Origin of the sequence: Leptotrichia wadei (assembly GCF_007990445.1) — a bacterium.
Classification (GTDB): domain Bacteria; phylum Fusobacteriota; class Fusobacteriia; order Fusobacteriales; family Leptotrichiaceae; genus Leptotrichia; species Leptotrichia wadei_A.
Genome location: NZ_AP019841.1, coordinates 1 through 18,366 on the forward strand (window position 1 = coordinate 1; position 18,366 = coordinate 18,366).

18 protein-coding genes are annotated in these 18,366 nt (G+C 27.3%); all 18 read left to right on the forward strand.

Annotated elements, in window-relative coordinates:
• Positions 1-577 precede the first annotated feature (577 nt).
• On the forward strand, positions 578-1,927 hold the full coding sequence (gene dnaA, locus FVE74_RS00005) for a chromosomal replication initiator protein DnaA (RefSeq protein ID WP_147002644.1): 1,350 nt from the start codon (positions 578-580) through the stop codon (positions 1,925-1,927).
• Between the two features lie 626 nt (positions 1,928-2,553).
• A complete protein-coding gene (gene yaaA, locus FVE74_RS00010; RefSeq protein WP_147002645.1) occupies positions 2,554-2,787 on the forward strand; it encodes a S4 domain-containing protein YaaA in 234 nt (77 codons plus the stop codon).
• Positions 2,788-2,834: 47 nt separating this feature from the next.
• Positions 2,835-3,923, forward strand: a complete 1,089-nt coding sequence (gene recF, locus FVE74_RS00015; protein WP_147002646.1) for a DNA replication/repair protein RecF — start codon at positions 2,835-2,837, stop codon at positions 3,921-3,923.
• 137 nt (positions 3,924-4,060) lie between these two features.
• Positions 4,061-5,104: a DciA family protein gene (locus tag FVE74_RS00020; protein WP_147002647.1), complete on the forward strand. Its 1,044-nt coding sequence runs from the start codon at positions 4,061-4,063 to the stop codon at positions 5,102-5,104.
• Between the two features lie 139 nt (positions 5,105-5,243).
• The gene (locus FVE74_RS00025) at positions 5,244-6,032 is read left to right on the forward strand and encodes a spherulation-specific family 4 protein (RefSeq protein ID WP_147002648.1); all 789 of its coding nucleotides are present in this window, start codon (positions 5,244-5,246) and stop codon (positions 6,030-6,032) included.
• Positions 6,033-6,162: 130 nt separating this feature from the next.
• Complete coding sequence (locus tag FVE74_RS00030) at positions 6,163-7,191, forward strand: tetratricopeptide repeat protein (protein WP_147002649.1); 1,029 nt, start codon at positions 6,163-6,165, stop codon at positions 7,189-7,191.
• A 37-nt stretch (positions 7,192-7,228) separates the two neighbouring features.
• Positions 7,229-8,143: a lipopolysaccharide kinase InaA family protein gene (locus tag FVE74_RS00035; RefSeq protein WP_147002650.1), complete on the forward strand. Its 915-nt coding sequence runs from the start codon at positions 7,229-7,231 to the stop codon at positions 8,141-8,143.
• 25 nt (positions 8,144-8,168) lie between these two features.
• The gene (mnmG, locus tag FVE74_RS00040; RefSeq protein WP_147002651.1) at positions 8,169-10,061 is read left to right on the forward strand and encodes a tRNA uridine-5-carboxymethylaminomethyl(34) synthesis enzyme MnmG; all 1,893 of its coding nucleotides are present in this window, start codon (positions 8,169-8,171) and stop codon (positions 10,059-10,061) included.
• A gap of 235 nt (positions 10,062-10,296) precedes the next feature.
• On the forward strand, positions 10,297-10,863 hold the full coding sequence (pth, locus tag FVE74_RS00045) for an aminoacyl-tRNA hydrolase (protein WP_147002652.1): 567 nt from the start codon (positions 10,297-10,299) through the stop codon (positions 10,861-10,863).
• Positions 10,864-11,157: 294 nt separating this feature from the next.
• The gene (locus FVE74_RS00050; RefSeq protein ID WP_147002653.1) at positions 11,158-12,813 is read left to right on the forward strand and encodes an AAA family ATPase; all 1,656 of its coding nucleotides are present in this window, start codon (positions 11,158-11,160) and stop codon (positions 12,811-12,813) included.
• Between the two features lie 870 nt (positions 12,814-13,683).
• Positions 13,684-14,247: a hypothetical protein gene (locus FVE74_RS00055; protein ID WP_147002654.1), complete on the forward strand. Its 564-nt coding sequence runs from the start codon at positions 13,684-13,686 to the stop codon at positions 14,245-14,247.
• 326 nt (positions 14,248-14,573) lie between these two features.
• Positions 14,574-14,756: a hypothetical protein gene (locus FVE74_RS00060; RefSeq protein WP_147002655.1), complete on the forward strand. Its 183-nt coding sequence runs from the start codon at positions 14,574-14,576 to the stop codon at positions 14,754-14,756.
• Positions 14,731-15,291, forward strand: coding sequence for a hypothetical protein (locus FVE74_RS00065; RefSeq protein ID WP_147002656.1), 561 nt, complete (start codon positions 14,731-14,733; stop codon positions 15,289-15,291). Before FVE74_RS00060 ends, FVE74_RS00065 begins: the two co-directional genes overlap by 26 nt.
• A 302-nt stretch (positions 15,292-15,593) precedes the next feature.
• Positions 15,594-15,896 carry a hypothetical protein gene (locus FVE74_RS00070; RefSeq protein ID WP_147002657.1) on the forward strand — a complete coding sequence of 101 codons (303 nt, stop codon included), beginning with the start codon at positions 15,594-15,596 and terminating at the stop codon, positions 15,894-15,896.
• A complete protein-coding gene (locus tag FVE74_RS00075; protein WP_147002658.1) occupies positions 15,896-16,417 on the forward strand; it encodes a hypothetical protein in 522 nt (173 codons plus the stop codon). Before FVE74_RS00070 ends, FVE74_RS00075 begins: the two co-directional genes overlap by 1 nt.
• Positions 16,418-16,688: 271 nt before the next feature.
• Positions 16,689-17,126: a hypothetical protein gene (locus FVE74_RS00080; RefSeq protein WP_232053962.1), complete on the forward strand. Its 438-nt coding sequence runs from the start codon at positions 16,689-16,691 to the stop codon at positions 17,124-17,126.
• 25 nt (positions 17,127-17,151) lie between these two features.
• Complete coding sequence (locus tag FVE74_RS00085; protein ID WP_147002659.1) at positions 17,152-17,526, forward strand: hypothetical protein; 375 nt, start codon at positions 17,152-17,154, stop codon at positions 17,524-17,526.
• A gap of 24 nt (positions 17,527-17,550) precedes the next feature.
• Positions 17,551-18,318, forward strand: a complete 768-nt coding sequence (locus FVE74_RS00090) for a hypothetical protein (protein ID WP_147002660.1) — start codon at positions 17,551-17,553, stop codon at positions 18,316-18,318.
• Positions 18,319-18,366 lie beyond the last annotated feature (48 nt).

Below are 18,366 nucleotides of genomic sequence, written 5' to 3' on the forward strand. Positions count from 1 at the left end.
CTTTGTGTAAAAGTATATAAGTTTACTGTTTTTAATAGTTAATTTGTTTGAAAATGAAAAGAGTTATTTATATAGAATTTTTATTTTATAGCAGTTTCATATTTTAATGTTTTTTAACAGCATTTCAGTTTTCCACATTCCTATAATAACTAATATAATATATATTAATATATATATTATTATTATGCACTGTGGAAATGTGGGAATACCGATGAATAAAGGGATTGCCAGCGGATAACCTGTGGAAAACTTTTGCCGATTTTGTGGAAAACTTTTTTCCACAATGTTATCCACATAGTTATCAACATAGGATGTGGAAAACTAAATCAATTGTGGAAAACCTGTGGAAAGCGCTTAAAAATGGGGATATAAGATTTTGTGGAAAAGTATTTAAAAAAGTGAAATTATTGTGATAAATAAAGGTTTTGTTAGTATTTTTCCTATGTGGAAAAGTATGTGGAAAACTTTTTTTCAAAATCTTGATTATTTATTTTATATATGTTATAGTTAAATCAAATTAGAGGTTACACGATAGTAATTTTACTATAAATTAATAATAAAAGAAGGGAAATAGCAGATGGATGTCGTGAAATTGTGGGAAAAAGTGAAAAAAACTATGAAAAGGAAGATTAGTGAAGGAGAATTTGAGCTTTTTTTTGAGAATGTAAAGGCAGAAAAAATAGAAGATAACATATTTACGCTTACCTGTAATTCTAAACTGATAAAGGAAAGTGTGGAAAAGTATAGAAGCCAGATGGAAGAAATTGTGGAAATTGTGACTGATGAGGAAATTACAATGAAGTTTGAAGTAAAAAAACAGGACGTAATGCTGTATCAGAATGAAGTACATAGACTTCCAAAGGAAACAAGGGAAAAAGCTCCAATTCACACAGGATTAAATCCTAGACATCGGCTTGATAATTTTGTAGTTGGGGAAAACAGCAGGCTGGCATATAATGCATGTCTTGCAGTTGTGAAAAATCCGACTGTTTACAACCCGCTTTTCATCTTTGGAAGTTCAGGGCTCGGAAAAACCCATCTTATGCAGGCTGTGGGAAATGCAATCTTGGAAAAGGATCCGACAAAACGGGTTTATTATTCCACTTCAGAAGAATTTGCAAATGAGTTTTTCAAAGTTTTAAACAGTGGACGGATTCAGCATTTTCGGGACACCTTTCGTGCTTTAGATGTGCTTCTTCTGGATGACATACAGTTTTTTGAAAAGGTCTTTGGACGTGGAGAAGGAACTGTGGAAGAGGAGTTTTTCCACACTTTTAACAAGCTGCAGGAACTAGGAAAGCAGATAATAATGATAAGCGACAAGTCGCCAAAGGAGATAAAAAATCTGTCAAAACGTCTGGAATCAAGATTTTTGTCAGGCTTAACTGTGGAAATACAAAGCCCTGGCTATGAAACTCGCATGATGATTTTAAAAAATATGGCAGAAGCACAGGGAATTGAGATAGATGAGAGCATTTTAGAATATATTTCAGACTCCTTGAATACAAATGTAAGAGAACTGGAAGGAACACTTACAAACCTTAATGCAAGGGCAAAATTGCTAAATGAGCAGATAACATTGGAATTAGTGCAGGAAATGCTCATGCACAACGTAAAGCGGAAGCAATCTAAAATGACGGCCCAAAAAGTAATAGAAATGATTTCTGCACATTATAGCATCAGTGTAGCCGATATGAAATCTAAAAAACGCCAGAAAAAAATAGTTGAAACAAGACAAATTGCAATGTATCTCTTAAAAAACAACGATGATCTTGATCTAAGCCTAACTGCAATTGGCGGGCTTTTTGGTGGAAAAGACCACAGCACGGTTATAAGCAGCATTAGAAAAATTGATAAGAAAATAAAAGAAGATATTGTATTTAAGAAGGAGATTGACACATTAAACAAGAAAATATTCAAGGTATAAAAGATTGTGGAAAGAATGTGGAAAACTTTGTGGAAAACTCGTATTAAAAAATCTGGAGTTTTCCACTGTGGAAAAAGTTTTCAACAATCTAAATTTTTATAAATATTTATTATCAATATAATTATATTCTGATTAATTAAAAAAATAAATTTTACCATTGTGGAAAAGTAAAAATTAGTTATCCACAGTATGTTGAAAAGTTTTCCACAATTTTTGTGGAAAAAGATTGTTAAAATTTACGATTAATATTGTGATTGTGGAAAAGTAAAATATAATTGTGTAAAACTGAAATTTAGTTATCCACATTGTTAAAAAAAGTTTTCCACATTTGTGGATAAATCAGTTTTAGTTAATATTAAATTAAATATAAATTGATAAAAAATTATATAAATAAAAAATGTAAAAAGTTTTCCACATATATAAAATTTATATCCACAATGCAATGTGGAAAAGTAAATAGTTAGAAAAGTTAGTAAAAATGGAGATAAACTGTAATTGTGGAAAAGATGTGGAAAAAATTGTGGAAAAAGTTTTCCACAAAAAAAATGAGTTTTCCACAGAAAAATTAAGCATTAATTTTATTAATGATTGAAAGGGAAATAAAAAAAATATAAGGAGAAGAGAAAATGAGAAAAATAGATAATGAAATTGAAGAAATTGCGATAAATACTGAGTTTATAAAATTAGATCAGCTGTTAAAGTGGGCAAATCTTACAGGTTCTGGAGTGGAAGCGAAAATATTTATTCAAAATGGTGAAGTGAAAGTAAATGGTGTTGTGGAAACAAGACGTGGAAAAAAAATTTATGATGGGGATATTGTGGAATTTGCTGGGGAAAAGATAGCAGTGAGAAAAAAATAGAAATAATTTTTTGAGATTTAGTGTAGTGTGAAGGGGAAGAAATATCAATGTATTTGGATCAGATTAGTTTTAATAACTTTCGTTGCCTTGTGGATGGAAAGTTGAAGTTTGACAGGTATTTTAATTTAATATATGGGAGAAATGGACAGGGAAAGACATCACTTATTGAGGCTGTCTATTTTTTGGCTACGGGGAAAAGTTTTAGGACTAAGAAGGTAAAGGAGGTTCGCAAGTATAATTTGAACAGGTTAATTGTATTTGGGAAATATCAGCATAAGGATTTCTCGGAAAATGTTATTGCTATTGATGTGAATGAGGATAGAAGGGATTTTTATATTGACAGGGAAAAAAATAAATATATAAATTATGTGGGACTTTTGAATATTATCTCATTTATTCCTGAAGATATTGAGCTAATTGTGGGAAATCCTGGGGTTAGGAGAAGTTTTTTTAACTATGAAATTTCGCAGGCAAAAAGGGAATATCTGCAGTCGATTGTAAATTTTGAGAAAATATTGAAGGTGCGAAATAAACTTATAAAGGAAAAAAAGACTGGAGAGGAAATTTATAAAATTTATAATGAAAAATTTATTGAGGAAGGGCTGAATATTGTTTTAAATCGGCGGGAATTTATAAAAAAATTATCAATTTTGCTAAATCTAAATTATAGAAAGTTATTTGATGAAAATTCGGAACTTAAATTAAAATACGACTGTTTTCTTGGAGATGTGGAAAAGAAAACCAGGGAAGAGTTGAAGGGGAATTTTGAGTTAATGTGCAAAAGAAAAAGTGAAAGGGAAAAATTTTTAGGGTATAGTTTGCTTGGACCGCAAAAGGATGATTTTATTTTTGAATTAAATGGGAAAAATGCAAAGGCATATTCTTCTCAGGGAGAAAAAAAATCTATAATTTTTTCGCTGAAAATATCAGAAATTGATATTTTAATAAAAGAAAAAAATGAGTATCCGATCTTTATTATGGATGACATTGCTTCGTATTTTGATGAAGTGAGAAAAAAGAGCATTTTAAATTATTTTTTGAATAAAAAAATTCAATGTTTTATAACTTCAACAGAGGATTTGGGGATAGAAGGGAAAAAATTCATTGTGGAAAGGGGAAAAGTTACAGCAGAATAATTTTTTTATGGTTCTGCTGTATTTTGGATAGTTTGCTTGACAATTATATAATTTTACGATTGCAGTTAGATAATAATATAAAAAAATTTGGTTTATGAATAGATTTGAAATAAAAAAATAAATAAAAGGGTTGAAAAATGGAAGGAATTAGAGAATTAAAAAGTTTGGCATTAGAGGCGATTGAGAAAAAAAGTTCACTTTTGAAAAATGAGAAATATATTTTTTTGAAAATTAAAAGAAACTGGAAGCAGATCGTGAATGGTCCGATTGGTGAAAAAACTAATCCAAAGGGGCTGTTTAATAAAAATTTAGTTGTAGTTATTAATGATAATGTTATTTATCATACGACAATAATGTGTGCAGAAGTCATAAGGGAAAAAATAAATACTTTCCTGAATGGAGAATTTGTGGAAAGCATAGAGTTTATGAAAGTAAATTATAAGGTAAAACGTGATTTGCTGGATGAACTTATTGAAAATGAGGAAAATAGAGGGACAATTCGAGTTGGAGAAATTCCGAGGGGAAATATTGGAAAAAAGAAAATAAATGTTGAATCAGAAAATAAAATTACTGAAAAAATAAAGGATATTGTACTTTCTCCAGAGGAAATTAAGGAAATTCATAGAAATATTGATAAAATTGATAAAAAGTATGAAGATATTGCTAGAAGTTTGGAAAAAGTTGCAATAAAATTGAAAAAGAGAGAAAAATATTTGAAAAGTATTGGGTATGTTGAATGCGAGAAATGTAAAATTCTGTTTTTGCAGGAAAGCAATGAAAAATTGTGTTTTGAGTGCAGAATGAATGAGAAAAATTGGAAATTTCAGAAAATATCAAATTTAATAAAAGATAATCCGTATATATCTGAAAAACAGGCAGTTAGAATAGCAAATACAGATAAATCCACATACTATAAGGCACGGGATATTTTGGCACAGCAGACTTATAACGATATGCTTTATTATTGTGTGGAAAAAAATAAGGAAATTTCTGTAAATGGAGATTATGAGTTTGAAATTCGGAGCGAATCACGGGAAGATGTGGAAAAATTTATAAAAAATTATGTGGATTATAAAATTGGAAGTGATAATGAGGAGGTCTTTAAAATTGAAAGGAAGGCGGTTTTGAGAAGGTTGAAAAGGGATGTCAGGTTTAGGCTTGAAAATAGCAGGAGGTATTGATTTTATTTTGCCATTTTATCGAAAAATTACAATTATTTCAAAAAATATGTTAAAATAATATATCTTATATTATTTTTATTTGATAGGATTTAGTATTAACTATTTGATTCAAAAGAAGAAAGAGAGTAAAAAATAAATAATGAAAAAAATATTTTTGATAGTTGGAATAATGTTGGGAATTAATGGATTTTCAAGTGAAAATATTGATAACAATGCAAAGATGAAGCAGTCTGTAATTGCTGCAACATATACTTATCCAGATGGGAAAAATTTGTTTTGGGATGATATTTTGGCACTTGGGAAGGATAAAGTTCCCTATGTGCTGATAAATCCAGATAACGGGGCAGGGAAAAAGATTGAAATGAATTACGTGACTCAAATCAAGAAAAACAAGGAAGCTGGGATAAAAAACATTGCTTATATTTCTACAAATTATCAGAAAAGAAATATTGAGAAAGTGAAAGATGAAGTTGACAGATATTTGGAGTTTTATGGCAGGGATAATATAAATGGATTCTTTTTTGATGAAATTGCTTCGGATACTTTGCAGCAGGTAAATTATATGAAGGAAATTTTTGATTATGTAAAAGGGAAGTCTAAAAGTAATCTTGTAATTGCTAATCCAGGAGCACCGATTACTGATGCAATTTCGACTTATGCGGATATTTTTGTGACAAGTGAAGTAAGTGCAAATGTTTATATTAATAAGTTTGAGAAGCCAAAATCTGATTTTGAAAAAAATGAGGTTAATGTAAAACATATCTGGCATATTGTACATAGCGCTAACCCTAAGGAATATGCAAGAATTATAAGATTATCAAGAGAGAGAAATGCAGGGTGGCTTATGATAACAGATGATGTTATGCCAAATCCTTATGATAGGGAGCCATCTAGATTTATGGAAATGGTAAATATGATTAATAAGTAATTTTATTATTATCATTGGATTTGTTAGAAGTAACCTGAAATAAAGGAATTGATCTTGAAAAATACTGTATTAACTGGGTTTTATAGATTTTTGTAAATTACAGAAGAATTTAAATATAAATGGAGAAAAAATGTATATTAAAGAATTATTGAAGGAAGCGGATAAGTCGATGGAAAATTACAAGTATGACGATGCGCTTGTGTATTTGAAGTCGGTGCTTGAAATTGATGAGAGCAACTATTCGGCGCTTATGACACTTTCCAAAATTTATACAGATTTTGGGATGTTTGAGGAAGCGAAGGAGTATGCTGAAAAATTGTATAAAAAGTATCCTGAGAGTAAGGATACGCTTTTTACGTTGGGATTTGTTTATCAGTCGCTGGGAAGACTGAAAAAGGCGATTTCGCTTTATAAAAAATTTTTAGATATAGAAAAAAATTATTTTGTGTATCTTAATATGGGAATGTCTTATGCTTTGTTGAAGTATTATAGAAAGGCAATTGAAAATATTAATATTGCGATAGAAATGGAGCCTGAAAGTTCGGAAGCGTATGTTGAAAAGGGAGATTGCCTTACAATGATGGGGAAATATGATGAGGCGATTTCTGAATATGAAAAATTGTTAAATTCTAAATTTAATGAAGTGGAGGAATTTTCACTTTATGCACGAATGGGCGATACAATGGCTTATGCGAATAATATAAAGGAAGTTATAAAATATTATAATATTGCTATAAATTGTGAAAATGTGGAAGATTACGTGTTTGAAGATTATTTTGAGATATTATTTAGAGCAGAGCAATATGAGGAAATAAGGCTATTGCTTTTAAACTATGAAAATGCGACAAATGAAAATAAGGAACTTTCACGAATAAAAATGCTGAATTTGCAGGGAAGATTTTTTGTGAAAATTGCAGATTATGAAAATGCACAGAAAGTTTGTGATAAAATGATAATTTTAGAGCCTGAAAATTTTAGGCATTATGTGAATTTATCTTATGTTCTGGAATTACAGCATAAATATGACGAGGCGCTTGAATGTGTAGATAAGTTGGGGAAAATTATGGAAGATAAGGAATTTTCCAAGGAATTGAAAAAAAGAATAAGGAAAAATAAGAGAAAATTTGAAAGGGAAAGCAAGAAAAATTCTGAAAAGTAAAGAAATTTAAAAAATAAAAAAATTATGGGGATTTTAAATGGAAGAAAAAAAATATGAAGTTAATAGGAAATATGATGAAAAAACACTGGTAAATGTATTGAAAAATTTTGATAAAGCTGGGGAATATGTTGTAGAACCCGGGAGAAATGAGATAAAAAGATTTGAAATAGATTTTGAAAATAATTTGGAAAACGTGAATTTAAAAAGAAAAAAACATAATAAAATTGATGATTTAAAAAATAAAAAAATGATAAATGTAAAAAAATTTAAGAGAAAGGATTTTATTACAAATTTTTTCTATAAATTTAAAGGTTCAAAGGCAAAACGTTCTTATGAGTATGCAAAAAAATTATTGGAATACAAAATAAAGACGCCAGAGCCGATTGCTTATTTTGACGATTTTGTGAATGAAAATAATAAAAAAAATAGTTATTATATAAGTGAAGAGCTGAAATATGATTTTACCTGCAGGGAAGTTTTCTGGCCTGAGGATATTGAGGAGGAAAAGGCTAAGCAAGGGGAAAATTATAAAATAAGTGAAGAAATGGAAAGAATGTTTGCAAAAGTTGAAAAAAATCGTGAAAAAATAATAAAGCAGTTTGCAAGATTTTCATTTAATTTGCATGAAAATGGAGTGGAATTTGAGGATTATTCGCCTGGAAATGTGCTAATTAAGGATAAAAGCGGGAATTATGAATTTTATCTTGTGGATTTGAATAGAATGAAGTTTAATGTGAAACTTAATTTAAATAGAAGAATGAAAAATGTTTCAAGAATGATGGAAAATGAAAAAATAGCAAAAATTTTTGCTGATGAATATGCGAAGTGTTATAAACAGCGGGAAGAGACAGTTTTTAGATTTTTGAGATATTATATTAGAAAACATAAGAGATATGTTGATTTTATGGATATTACACGTCCATTTAGAAATATTTTTAAAAGAAAAAAATAAGAGTAAATTGAAAGGAAAATAAAAAATGAAAAATTATGATGTAATTGTTGTTGGAGCGGGACATGCTGGAGTGGAAGCTGCACTTGCTGCTGCTAGATACGGGCTGAAAACAGCATTGTTTACAATATATCTTGATAATATTGCGATGATGTCGTGCAATCCGTCGGTTGGAGGGCCTGGAAAAAGCCATCTGGTGTCGGAACTTGGGATGTTAGGCGGAGAAATGGCTAGACATATTGACAATTATAATTTGCAGCTGAAAAATTTGAATCATACGAAGGGGCTGGCTTCACGAATTACTAGAGCACAAGCTGATAAATACTGGTATAGAATTAAAATGAGGGAAATTATTGAAAAGCAGGAAAATTTAGAATTAGTTCAAGGGATTGTTGTGGATTTGACTGTGGAAGATAAGAAGGTTATGGGAGTGGAAGATAATCTTGGGATTAAATATGGGGCAAAGGCTGTTGTCTTGTGCACTGGAACTTTTTTAGGCGGAGAATATGTTATGGGGGATGTAAAGTATTCTTCAGGACGGCAAGGAGAGCCTGCAAGCGTGGATTTACCAGATAGGCTTGCAGAATATGGATTTGAACTGGACAGGTATCAAACTGCAACCCCTCCAAGAATTGCCAAATCTTCAATTGACTTCTCTAAAATGCAGGAATTAAAAGGAGAAGACAAACCACGATATTTTTCTTATGAAACAAAAAAAGAATATAACTCAACTTTGCCAACTTGGCTGACATTTACAACACCTGAAACTATTCGTGTGGGGCAGGAAATGCTTAAATATTCGCCAATTGTGACAGGAGTTGTAAGTACAAAAGGTCCTCGGCATTGTCCTTCACTTGATAGAAAGATTATGAACTTTCCAGAAAAAACAAATCATCAGATATTTCTGGAACAGGAATCTGTAGAATCAGATGAAATTTATATAAATGGATTTACAACGGCAATGCCTCCATTTGCACAGGAAGCGATGCTAAAGACAATTAGCGGGCTGGAAAACGCCAAAATTGTACGTTATGGATATGCGGTGGAATATAATTTTGTACCTGCTCATCAGTTGAAATTGACGCTTGAAACAAAGGTTCTGGATGGACTTTACACGGCAGGGACAATTAATGGAACGAGTGGATATGAAGAGGCTGCCTGCCAAGGATTTATAGCGGGAGTTAATGCTGCGAGAAAAATTTTAGGGAAAAAGGAAATTGTAATTGATAGAAGTGAAGGATACATTGGTGTTTTGATTGATGACATAATAAATAAAAAAACGCCAGAACCTTATCGTGTATTGCCTTCGAGAGCTGAATACAGGCTAACTTTGCGACAAGATAATGTTTTTATAAGACTTTTGGAAAAGTCGAAGGAAATCGGGCTGCTAAATGCTGAAAAATTAGTCGAATTGGAAAATACTTGTTTTGAAATTGAAAATGAAATTGAAAGATTAAAAAAGATTACTGTTTATCCGACTAAAGAAAATAATGAGAAATTACTAGAAATTGTGGAAAAACAAAGCCAATCAGAAAATGTAGAAATTGAAAAAAATAGTAAAAATAGTATGAACAGTCCTGTTTCAGCCTTTGAATTTCTTGCAAGAAAAGAAATCAACTATGATAATTTAAGTGAATTTGTGGAAACTGTGGAATTATCTGATTTGGCGAAGGAGCAAGTGGAAATAAATGCGAAATATAATGTGTTTATTGAAAGGGAAAAGGCGCAGATTGAGAAATTTAAAAAGCTGGAAAAAATGGTAATCCCAGAGGATTTTGACTATGAAAGTGTAAAGGGGCTTAGCAATATTGCGATTTCTGGACTTGTGTATGGAAAGCCTGAAACGATTGGGCAGGCTAGCAGAATTAGTGGAGTTACTTATAATGATATTTCACTTTTAATTGCAATTTTGAAGAATTAAAAATATTATATTTTGAAATTCATAGATTTTTACAAGTGACAAATAAGATAAGAATAGATAACTGCAAAAGTAAAATCTTTAAAAAATTATCAACAATGTATTTATAGTAAGAGGTCAAAACTTCTTGGCATAAAGTGAAGAAAATAAGAAAATTGAACATAAAAAATATAGTATTTATTGGAGTTTTTAGAGTTTTACAGATAACTAAAAAAAGTAAAAAAGGAGAAATAATTTAATGAAATTAATAGTGGGACTTGGAAATCCTGGAGAACAGTATAAATTAACAAGGCATAATATTGGATTTATATTTATTGACGAATATTTGAAGGAAAATAATATAAGCGATATGAGGGAAAAATTTAAATCTCTGTTTGTTCAGACAAATTATAATGGGGATAAAGTTTTTTATCAAAAGCCGACTACATTTATGAATTTGAGCGGAGAAGCGATTGGAGAGGCTGTCAGATTTTTTAAGATTGATCCCAAAACTGAGCTTTTTGTAATCTATGATGATATGGATATGCAGTTTGGAAAATTGAAAATTAAGCAAAATGGAAGTGCGGGCGGACATAATGGGATAAAATCCATTATATCACATGTTGGAAATGAATTTGTGCGAATAAAGTTTGGAATTGGAAAACCGAAGACGAAGGAAGAGACGTTGGGATTTGTACTTGGGAAATTTTCGCCAGAAGAAAAGGAAGTCTTAAAAGATTCGAGAGAAAAGATTTTTAATTTGATTGATGATATAAAGGACGATATGACAGTACAAAAATTAATGAATAAATATAATACTAAATAAGCTGTCTATAATATCAGTAAATTTATTGAAAGTTTTTTGTTTAAGAATTAGAGTTAAAAATGAGATTTTATGTATTGTCAAAAAACTTGTTTTTGTTCAAATAGTTTTGTCAGCATATAAAAATAATCCATTAGTAAAATACTTTGGGATTTTAAGTAAAAGAAATGAAATTAATGATACAAATAAACTTGATTTTGGGGAATATAAAGATTTTTTAAACAGTCGAAAAAAGTTTATATAATTTTAAATGAGTTTGAGCATAATTTTTAAGAAAATAAAAGAGGGCGTGATTTTATGAGAAAAAAAGCTGTTCCTGTGGGAATTGAAGATTTTAAAGAGTTGATACAAGATGAATATTATTATGTAGATAAAACTTTATTAATAGACGAAATGTTAATGAATAAATCGAAAGTTACATTATTTACAAGACCACGTAGATTTGGAAAAACATTGAATATGTCGATGTTGAAATATTTTTTTGATGTAAAAGATAAAGAAGAAAATAAAAAACTTTTTGAAAATTTGAAAGTATCTGATAGTGAATATATGAGTGAACAGGGTAAATATCCTGTAATTTTTGTTTCACTGAAGGATTTGAAAGAAGATACTTGGGAAGAATGTCTTGAAAGCATTAAGGATATTATGTATAAAATTTTTAATGAGTACAGTTTTTTAAGAGAAAAATTAAATATTGTTGAAAAAAGACAGTTTGATAAAATTTGGGAAATAACAGGAAATGAGAGAAATTTTAAAACATCACTCCTAGATTTATCAAATTATTTAAATAAATATTATGGAGAAAAAGTCATAATTTTAATAGATGAATACGATGCTCCAATAATAAATGCTTTTGATAAAGGATATTACAATGAAGCGATAAACTTTTTTCAAACATTTTACAGCTCAGCATTAAAAACTAATAATTCTTTGAAATATGGTGTTTTAACAGGAATAACTAGAATCATAAAAGAAGGGATATTCTCTGGTTTAAATAATCTTTATGTAAATACGATTTTAAGCAAGGATTATTCAGAATATTTTGGACTTCTTGAAAATGAAGTGGTTGAAATGCTTGAGTATTTTGACATGAAATACAAAATTGAAGAAGTTAGAGAATGGTATAACGGATATATTTTTGGAGAAAGCAAAGTGTACAATCCTTGGTCTATTGTAAATTATGTAAGAGAAAAAGAAATCAAGGCATATTGGGCAAATGTTTCAGGGAATACACTTCTAGAAAATATGCTTGATCATGCTGGGGAAAGTGTTTATGATGATTTAAAACGATTTACTGATGGAGAAAGTATTGAAAAATATATTTCAGATGGAACAACGATAAAAAGTCTTTTAAGTAACGACGATGAGATATGGCAATTACTTTTATACAGTGGATATTTGACAAAAGCTAAAAATCAGGAAAAAGAATCTGATTCAAATATTTATAATTTAAAGATACCAAATAAGGAAATACGAAAATATTTTGGTAATATGTTCTTGAACAGATTTTTTGGAACAGAAGTAAAAACTAACATTTTGATAAAAGCGCTTGAAAATGGAGATATTAAGAAATTCGAGAAAACATTGGGAGAAATAATGATAAATATGCTGAGTCATTTTGACTTGGATAAGGAAATGGAGAAGATTTATCAGGTGTTTATGATAGGGCTTGTTGGATTTTTGATGGGGAAATATGAGATTATTTCAAATGATGAGAGCGGATATGGAAGATATGACCTTGCAATGATTCCAATAAAAAGCAATGAGAAGGCGTATCTTATGGAATTTAAAATATCGAAGACGAAAAAGGGGATGGAAGAGAGAGCACAAAAAGCTTTGAAACAGATTGATGAGAAGAAATATGATACGAAATTGAAGGCAAGAGGGATAAAGAATATTTTGAAGATTGGGGTTGCATTTTATGGGAAAGAAGTGAAGGTTGTTTTTAAATAGAGGTTTAAAGTAAGATAACAGAGAGGTCAATGTGGAACTTGAAATCAAAAGTAAAAAAATAGACTATCATTATAGTGAATTTAGAATGTTGCTAATTGCATATATTTGTGTATACTTTATGAGTACTATATTTATTTTTTTTATAAAAAGTGATAAAAAATATTATTATATTTTATTAATTAATGCTGTTTTTGTCATGATATTTTATATATTTATAGTTATATTACAAATTTTTTTAAGATTATTAATAAAATTAAAAAGAAAGAAAATAATATTTTCAGAAAATTATTTAGAAATTTTTTTTGGAACAGAAAGTAAAAAAATAGACTATGATAAAATAGAAATGATTTTTCTGAGAAAAAATTTATTGAATTCAGCAGATATAATAATAAATTTTCCAACCAATAATACAAGTTTATTTAATAGGCAAGAAGAATTATTTAAAGACGATAAAAATAGTATAGTGATAAGTAATGTTATTAATTATGAAAAAATATTTAAAGAATTAAAACAAAGATTATTTTTCTTTGAAAGTAAAAATGAAAAAATTTTAGAATATAAAAGTTTTATCGAAAATAAAATAGTAATAATATTTTTAATATTATTATTTTATTTTTCTATAAAATAAAAATATCAATATGTTTAATTATTATGTTATTCGTTAAAATAAAAGGTATAATTATAAAATCAATTATTTAAATAACGACCAAATAAAAATTTTTAATGCGAATAAAGAAATTTATATAAAAAAAAATAACTATTTTTTTGACAAAGATGACTTAAAATTAAAAATTAAAAATATTGATAGAATTTTATTGCCGAGTAATTTAGTGTTTTTACCTATGCATTATAAAATAAAGAGATAAAAAAATGAAAAATATAAAAGAAATTTATAACCAAAAAATGAGAAAAATGTTTACAAAAAATATGAAAAAAATATTTACTAAAGATATGTTAAAAAAATATGATGAAAATATGTTAAATGTATTGAAAGAAGTTGGGGTAGATATATTAAATGTAAATTATGAAGAAGCAAATAAAAAAATAGTGAATATTAATAAACAAGAAATATATGAAATAATATGGAATATGGCTGATATTACAGAAAGTTTCACTTTTTATGGATTTTCACAGTATATGTATAAAAAAACAGAAAATGTAATTTGGTTAAATTTGTCAGCAAGTTTGCTATCATTTACATTTTGCTGTGTAGAAGGAGCTTATGCTGTTGGTATTTTTCATGCTAGAGAAGCAGTAAAAATTGAAAAAAATCTTGAAAATTTAGTGACTTTATTAAGTTTTTATGGACTTCTAGAACATTTAATGGACGATGAAGAGGCAGAGAAAGTAGCAAAAGAGATTTTAGAGTTAGATAAGAATAATGAAAGAGCGATTTATGTATTGAATGAAATTTTAAATTCTAAAAAAGAATAACTAGAGAAAGAAATTTTATGTATATTGAGTTTAATTATATCAAATTCGCCCATATAACTCCTACAATCTAAAATTTTTATTTATGGCATTTATACCAAAAATTGATTTTTTGAACTGCATGAATGTTATGTGAGCTTTTTAGAGAATATTTTTCAGTTATATGATGATATTTTCTGAACTATTTTTCAAAATTTTTGAAACTGTCAAAAGTAAAGTCTTGAACATAGCTATAAAGAGAGAAAACAAAAAATCATAGAAAAACTAATCCAGACAGAGTTAAAAGTGCACAAGAAAGATATGAAGAAGCTAAAAAAGAGTACAAAGAATTGAAATCAAAAACTAATAAGACAAAGGAAGATAAAGAATTGTTAGATAAAGCGGAAGGAAAAATGAAAGATGCCTTAGATGACATGTCAAAATCAGCGGAACATTCTCGTGCAGGAAAAGGACAATCTAATAAAGGAGGTGTAAAAGTAAAAGAAGATGATGTTAAAAATTTATATAAATAAAACATACGGAATAAATGGAATAAGTAAAATTTCATTAAAAAAAGTAATAAAAGAATTTTCTTTTCCAAATGATATAAATATAAATTTAAGCGATGATAGAATTTCAATAAATATTAATTTGATATATAGTAATTTTAGAATTTTTTATACATTGTATTTTTATGTTGAAAATCTTAATATTCCAGAATTTCAAACTTTAACTTTCGCATTAGAAAGTTTATATTTTGATGATAAAAACAAAATAAGAATAGGTGATGAAATAAGAAAAACACTTCCAAAAATAAAAAAATATTTAAAAAGAAATAAAAAGAATACAAATTTTGAATACGATGAAGATATGTACACAGGGAGATATTTGTTTGATAATGGAAAGATTGATATATTTTTAAAAAAAAATAAAAAAAGAAAAATTATTCATAATATAATGATAAGATTACCTTATGAAGATATTTTGCCGGAAAATAAAGAAGTTTTAAAAGAAATAAAAGATATTATAGAAATAAAAAATAAAATTGATAATTTCTTTTGGAAATAAAGAAATACCTTTACAAGAAAATACGATTTGTTAAATTTATTTCTTTTTAGAAGAATACTATACTATGAATAATCAATATACTAATTTTTAAAAGTTTTATCTCAAATAAAACAAAGGGTGTGTAAAAATTTTTGTGTAAACCTCTAAATAATATATGGTAAAATAACTGTATAATATTTGGAGGTTTTTGTTATGGCTAAAAAGAAATTTTTCTGTTAAAATATAGTTATAGAAATATTTAATAATCTGAACAGAAAAAGTGAAAATTGATTATAAATAGAGGTTTAAAGTAAGGTGTGGAAATGATGTTAGGAAAATACAATCAAGATGGAATTTCTTATATAGAGGCTGCTGGTAATGAACATACATATTTTAATTTAGGAGATAAAGGATGGAATGAAGCATTAAATAAAGTTGGGGAATCGAATATGTGGGAAATAAATAAGAAATTTTTAGAACGACAATTACAGCAAGGAAAAAGTTTTTATCTCTCGCATGATCCTATGAAAGCAAGTGGATATTTTCAAAAAGAAGTAAATTTTTTAAAAGATAATGGTTTTAAATTTATAAAAGATGGAGAATTCTGGAAAGCGGTGAAACAATAATGATTATAAAAGACTGTAGTGAAGCAAAAAAAATATTTTTACATTATAATGGAAGTTATTTTCATATGCAAAGAGAGGAGTATCTTGATCAATATATGAAATTTAATATTTCAAAAAAAGAAGAAAGAAAATGGTTAAAAGAAAAAGTAGAGAAAATACTATCAACAATAAGTGAAGTGAAGAATATAAACTTAAAATATGATAAATACTGGAATATTCTATATATATTAACTGAAACTTTAGAAGATAATCATCTTTTAGATAAAACAATAAGTGCGTTTGAAAAAGATTTAAAATATCTAGATATATTTTCAATTAACATGATATTGGAAATGATTCATGATAATAAAAAAATATGGAAAAATTTTAAAAAGAAATTAAAAAAAATAATACAAAATAATGATATAAGTAAAAATGAAATTATATCGAAAGAACATAATAAATTAAAGGGAACTCAGTTTTTGACAGAAGATAAAGTAATAAAAAAATATAGAGAAATTTTATCTAAATTACAAAGTTAAATATTAAAATTTTTTTTAACACATAATAAAAAATAACATAATCGTCGCTACAAGAAAAGGAGCGACAGTTCTTGAAGAGGGATCTGATGGAGTATTCCGAGTTCCTAAAAATGTGACAAAACCTTCAAAAAGTGTGGAGTGTACCCAAAACCTTGAACAAATAAATTGAAAACTAGTTTTCTATTTGTTAAAATATAGTTATAGAAATATTTAATAATCTGAACATAAAAAGTGAAAGTTGCTTATAAATATACAATGAGGAAGGTCAATAATGAATAAAAGTTATATAGGAACATGTGGAGTATTAAAAAATAACTCTCCCTCTCCAGACAAGATTATACATTCTGATGATATTTTTAAATATGAAAATTTTAATAAAAATTTTGATTATCCAATGTCAATTTTATGGGGAACAATATTAGAATGTAAAACTGAAGAAATAGATTATGTAGGTATAAAAATGCTTGGAAGTAAAAATCAAGAAGTAATTAGAATAAGAAAGGAATTTTATGAAATAATAAAATGTCCACGATTTAATATAGGTGACAAAGTTAAATTAATTAAATATTCTGATAAAAAAGCAACTGTTAAAAAAATTTGTTGGCATGATAAGGATAAAAGAATTTACTATTTTCTTAATGTTGAAAATGATAAAAGAAAAAGTACAAGTAGATATTATGAAGATGAAAATAAGTTTGAAAAAATATAAGTAAAATAAGGGATTGTTCAGAATTTTGTGTAAACTAATAGAAAATCTAGTAAATTCAGCACTTCGCTATTCTATTTACACAAAAATTTTTATACTCTCAAATAATGCTGAAAATTATTTTTTTGACAAAAGATTTAATTCGGTTCAAAAAGATACTAATGGAAAAATTGGATCTCAAGAAGAATACAAAACTGTTGGTATAGGATTTACAAAAGAAGAAGCTGAAAAACAAGAAAAATTTGGCTTAAGAAATGATGATGGAAGTATAAGAGTAACAGGGAAATACAATAATTCAGGAGATATTACTGAAAATATGTTAAGATTGGAATTAGGACTACCTTTAAGATTAAATTATTATCGACGTATTTATATAGAACAAAAATCAAATATAAAAAAATAATGATAAAAAAATAGGAGGTAATTTATGAGGAAAAAATACATAATATTGTTAATTATTTTATTTCAAAGTATTGTATATTGTAACTCAAATAAATTAATTAATTTGGGATTACATAGTATGAAAAAAGATGAATCAGCAATTGGTGCTGAAATAATGGGTGGATTTGATTATGTTTTAAACAATGATAATTTTAATACATATGTTATGTATTTTAAGGTATATGAAAATCCAGAAAATTCGTATGGTGTTGAATATATAAAAAATTATGATAATAAAGACGAAGTACTCAAATTTTTTTTATCTAAAAAAATAGAGGAATATTATTCTAGAGAGTATATTCCACTAAAAAATGGAGAGAAATTTTTATATGGAAAATTAGTTTGGGATAATTTAAAATTTAAAAATTCAACAAAATTAGAATTATATTATATTAATAAAGATAATATTGAAATAAAAAAAGTTTATTTTTTTGATAAAATAACTCCTTCAAGTCTATATAATAAATTTGATTATTTTGAAGAAGAAGGGTACTATCCTATATCAACTATTAATGAAGAATTTACAATATTTACTGAAAATAAGATAATTCATAAAAAAAGTCCTTATTTACTGAGTTATGAAAAGAAATTTGTAGAAAAAATATTTGAATTATTTAAGGATGAAATTCCAAAAGAATATTTTGAATATAGAGAAAAAGGAGAATTTGTAACACAATTTGAAAAAGAACAGGATAAAAATAATGAAAAAAGAAAAAAATTAGAAACAAAAATTGAAAATATACAAATTAATTGAAAATAGAATATTTAGGATTCTTTAAATTTAATAACACTGATCTCAACA

Bases quoted from the DNA above. Each gene is read 5' to 3' on its own strand.
- dnaA (WP_147002644.1), top strand. From the start codon at position 578: ATGGATGTCGTGAAATTGTGGGAAAAAGTGAAAAAAACTATGAAAAGG.
- yaaA (WP_147002645.1), top strand. From the start codon at position 2,554: ATGAGAAAAATAGATAATGAAATTGAAGAAATTGCGATAAATACTGAG.
- recF (WP_147002646.1), top strand. From the start codon at position 2,835: ATGTATTTGGATCAGATTAGTTTTAATAACTTTCGTTGCCTTGTGGAT.
- FVE74_RS00020 (WP_147002647.1), top strand. From the start codon at position 4,061: ATGGAAGGAATTAGAGAATTAAAAAGTTTGGCATTAGAGGCGATTGAG.
- FVE74_RS00025 (WP_147002648.1), top strand. From the start codon at position 5,244: ATGAAAAAAATATTTTTGATAGTTGGAATAATGTTGGGAATTAATGGA.
- FVE74_RS00030 (WP_147002649.1), top strand. From the start codon at position 6,163: ATGTATATTAAAGAATTATTGAAGGAAGCGGATAAGTCGATGGAAAAT.
- FVE74_RS00035 (WP_147002650.1), top strand. From the start codon at position 7,229: ATGGAAGAAAAAAAATATGAAGTTAATAGGAAATATGATGAAAAAACA.
- mnmG (WP_147002651.1), top strand. From the start codon at position 8,169: ATGAAAAATTATGATGTAATTGTTGTTGGAGCGGGACATGCTGGAGTG.
- pth (WP_147002652.1), top strand. From the start codon at position 10,297: ATGAAATTAATAGTGGGACTTGGAAATCCTGGAGAACAGTATAAATTA.
- FVE74_RS00050 (WP_147002653.1), top strand. From the start codon at position 11,158: ATGAGAAAAAAAGCTGTTCCTGTGGGAATTGAAGATTTTAAAGAGTTG.
- FVE74_RS00055 (WP_147002654.1), top strand. From the start codon at position 13,684: ATGAAAAATATAAAAGAAATTTATAACCAAAAAATGAGAAAAATGTTT.
- FVE74_RS00065 (WP_147002656.1), top strand. From the start codon at position 14,731: ATGATGTTAAAAATTTATATAAATAAAACATACGGAATAAATGGAATA.
- FVE74_RS00070 (WP_147002657.1), top strand. From the start codon at position 15,594: ATGATGTTAGGAAAATACAATCAAGATGGAATTTCTTATATAGAGGCT.
- FVE74_RS00075 (WP_147002658.1), top strand. From the start codon at position 15,896: ATGATTATAAAAGACTGTAGTGAAGCAAAAAAAATATTTTTACATTAT.
- FVE74_RS00080 (WP_232053962.1), top strand. From the start codon at position 16,689: ATGAATAAAAGTTATATAGGAACATGTGGAGTATTAAAAAATAACTCT.
- FVE74_RS00090 (WP_147002660.1), top strand. From the start codon at position 17,551: ATGAGGAAAAAATACATAATATTGTTAATTATTTTATTTCAAAGTATT.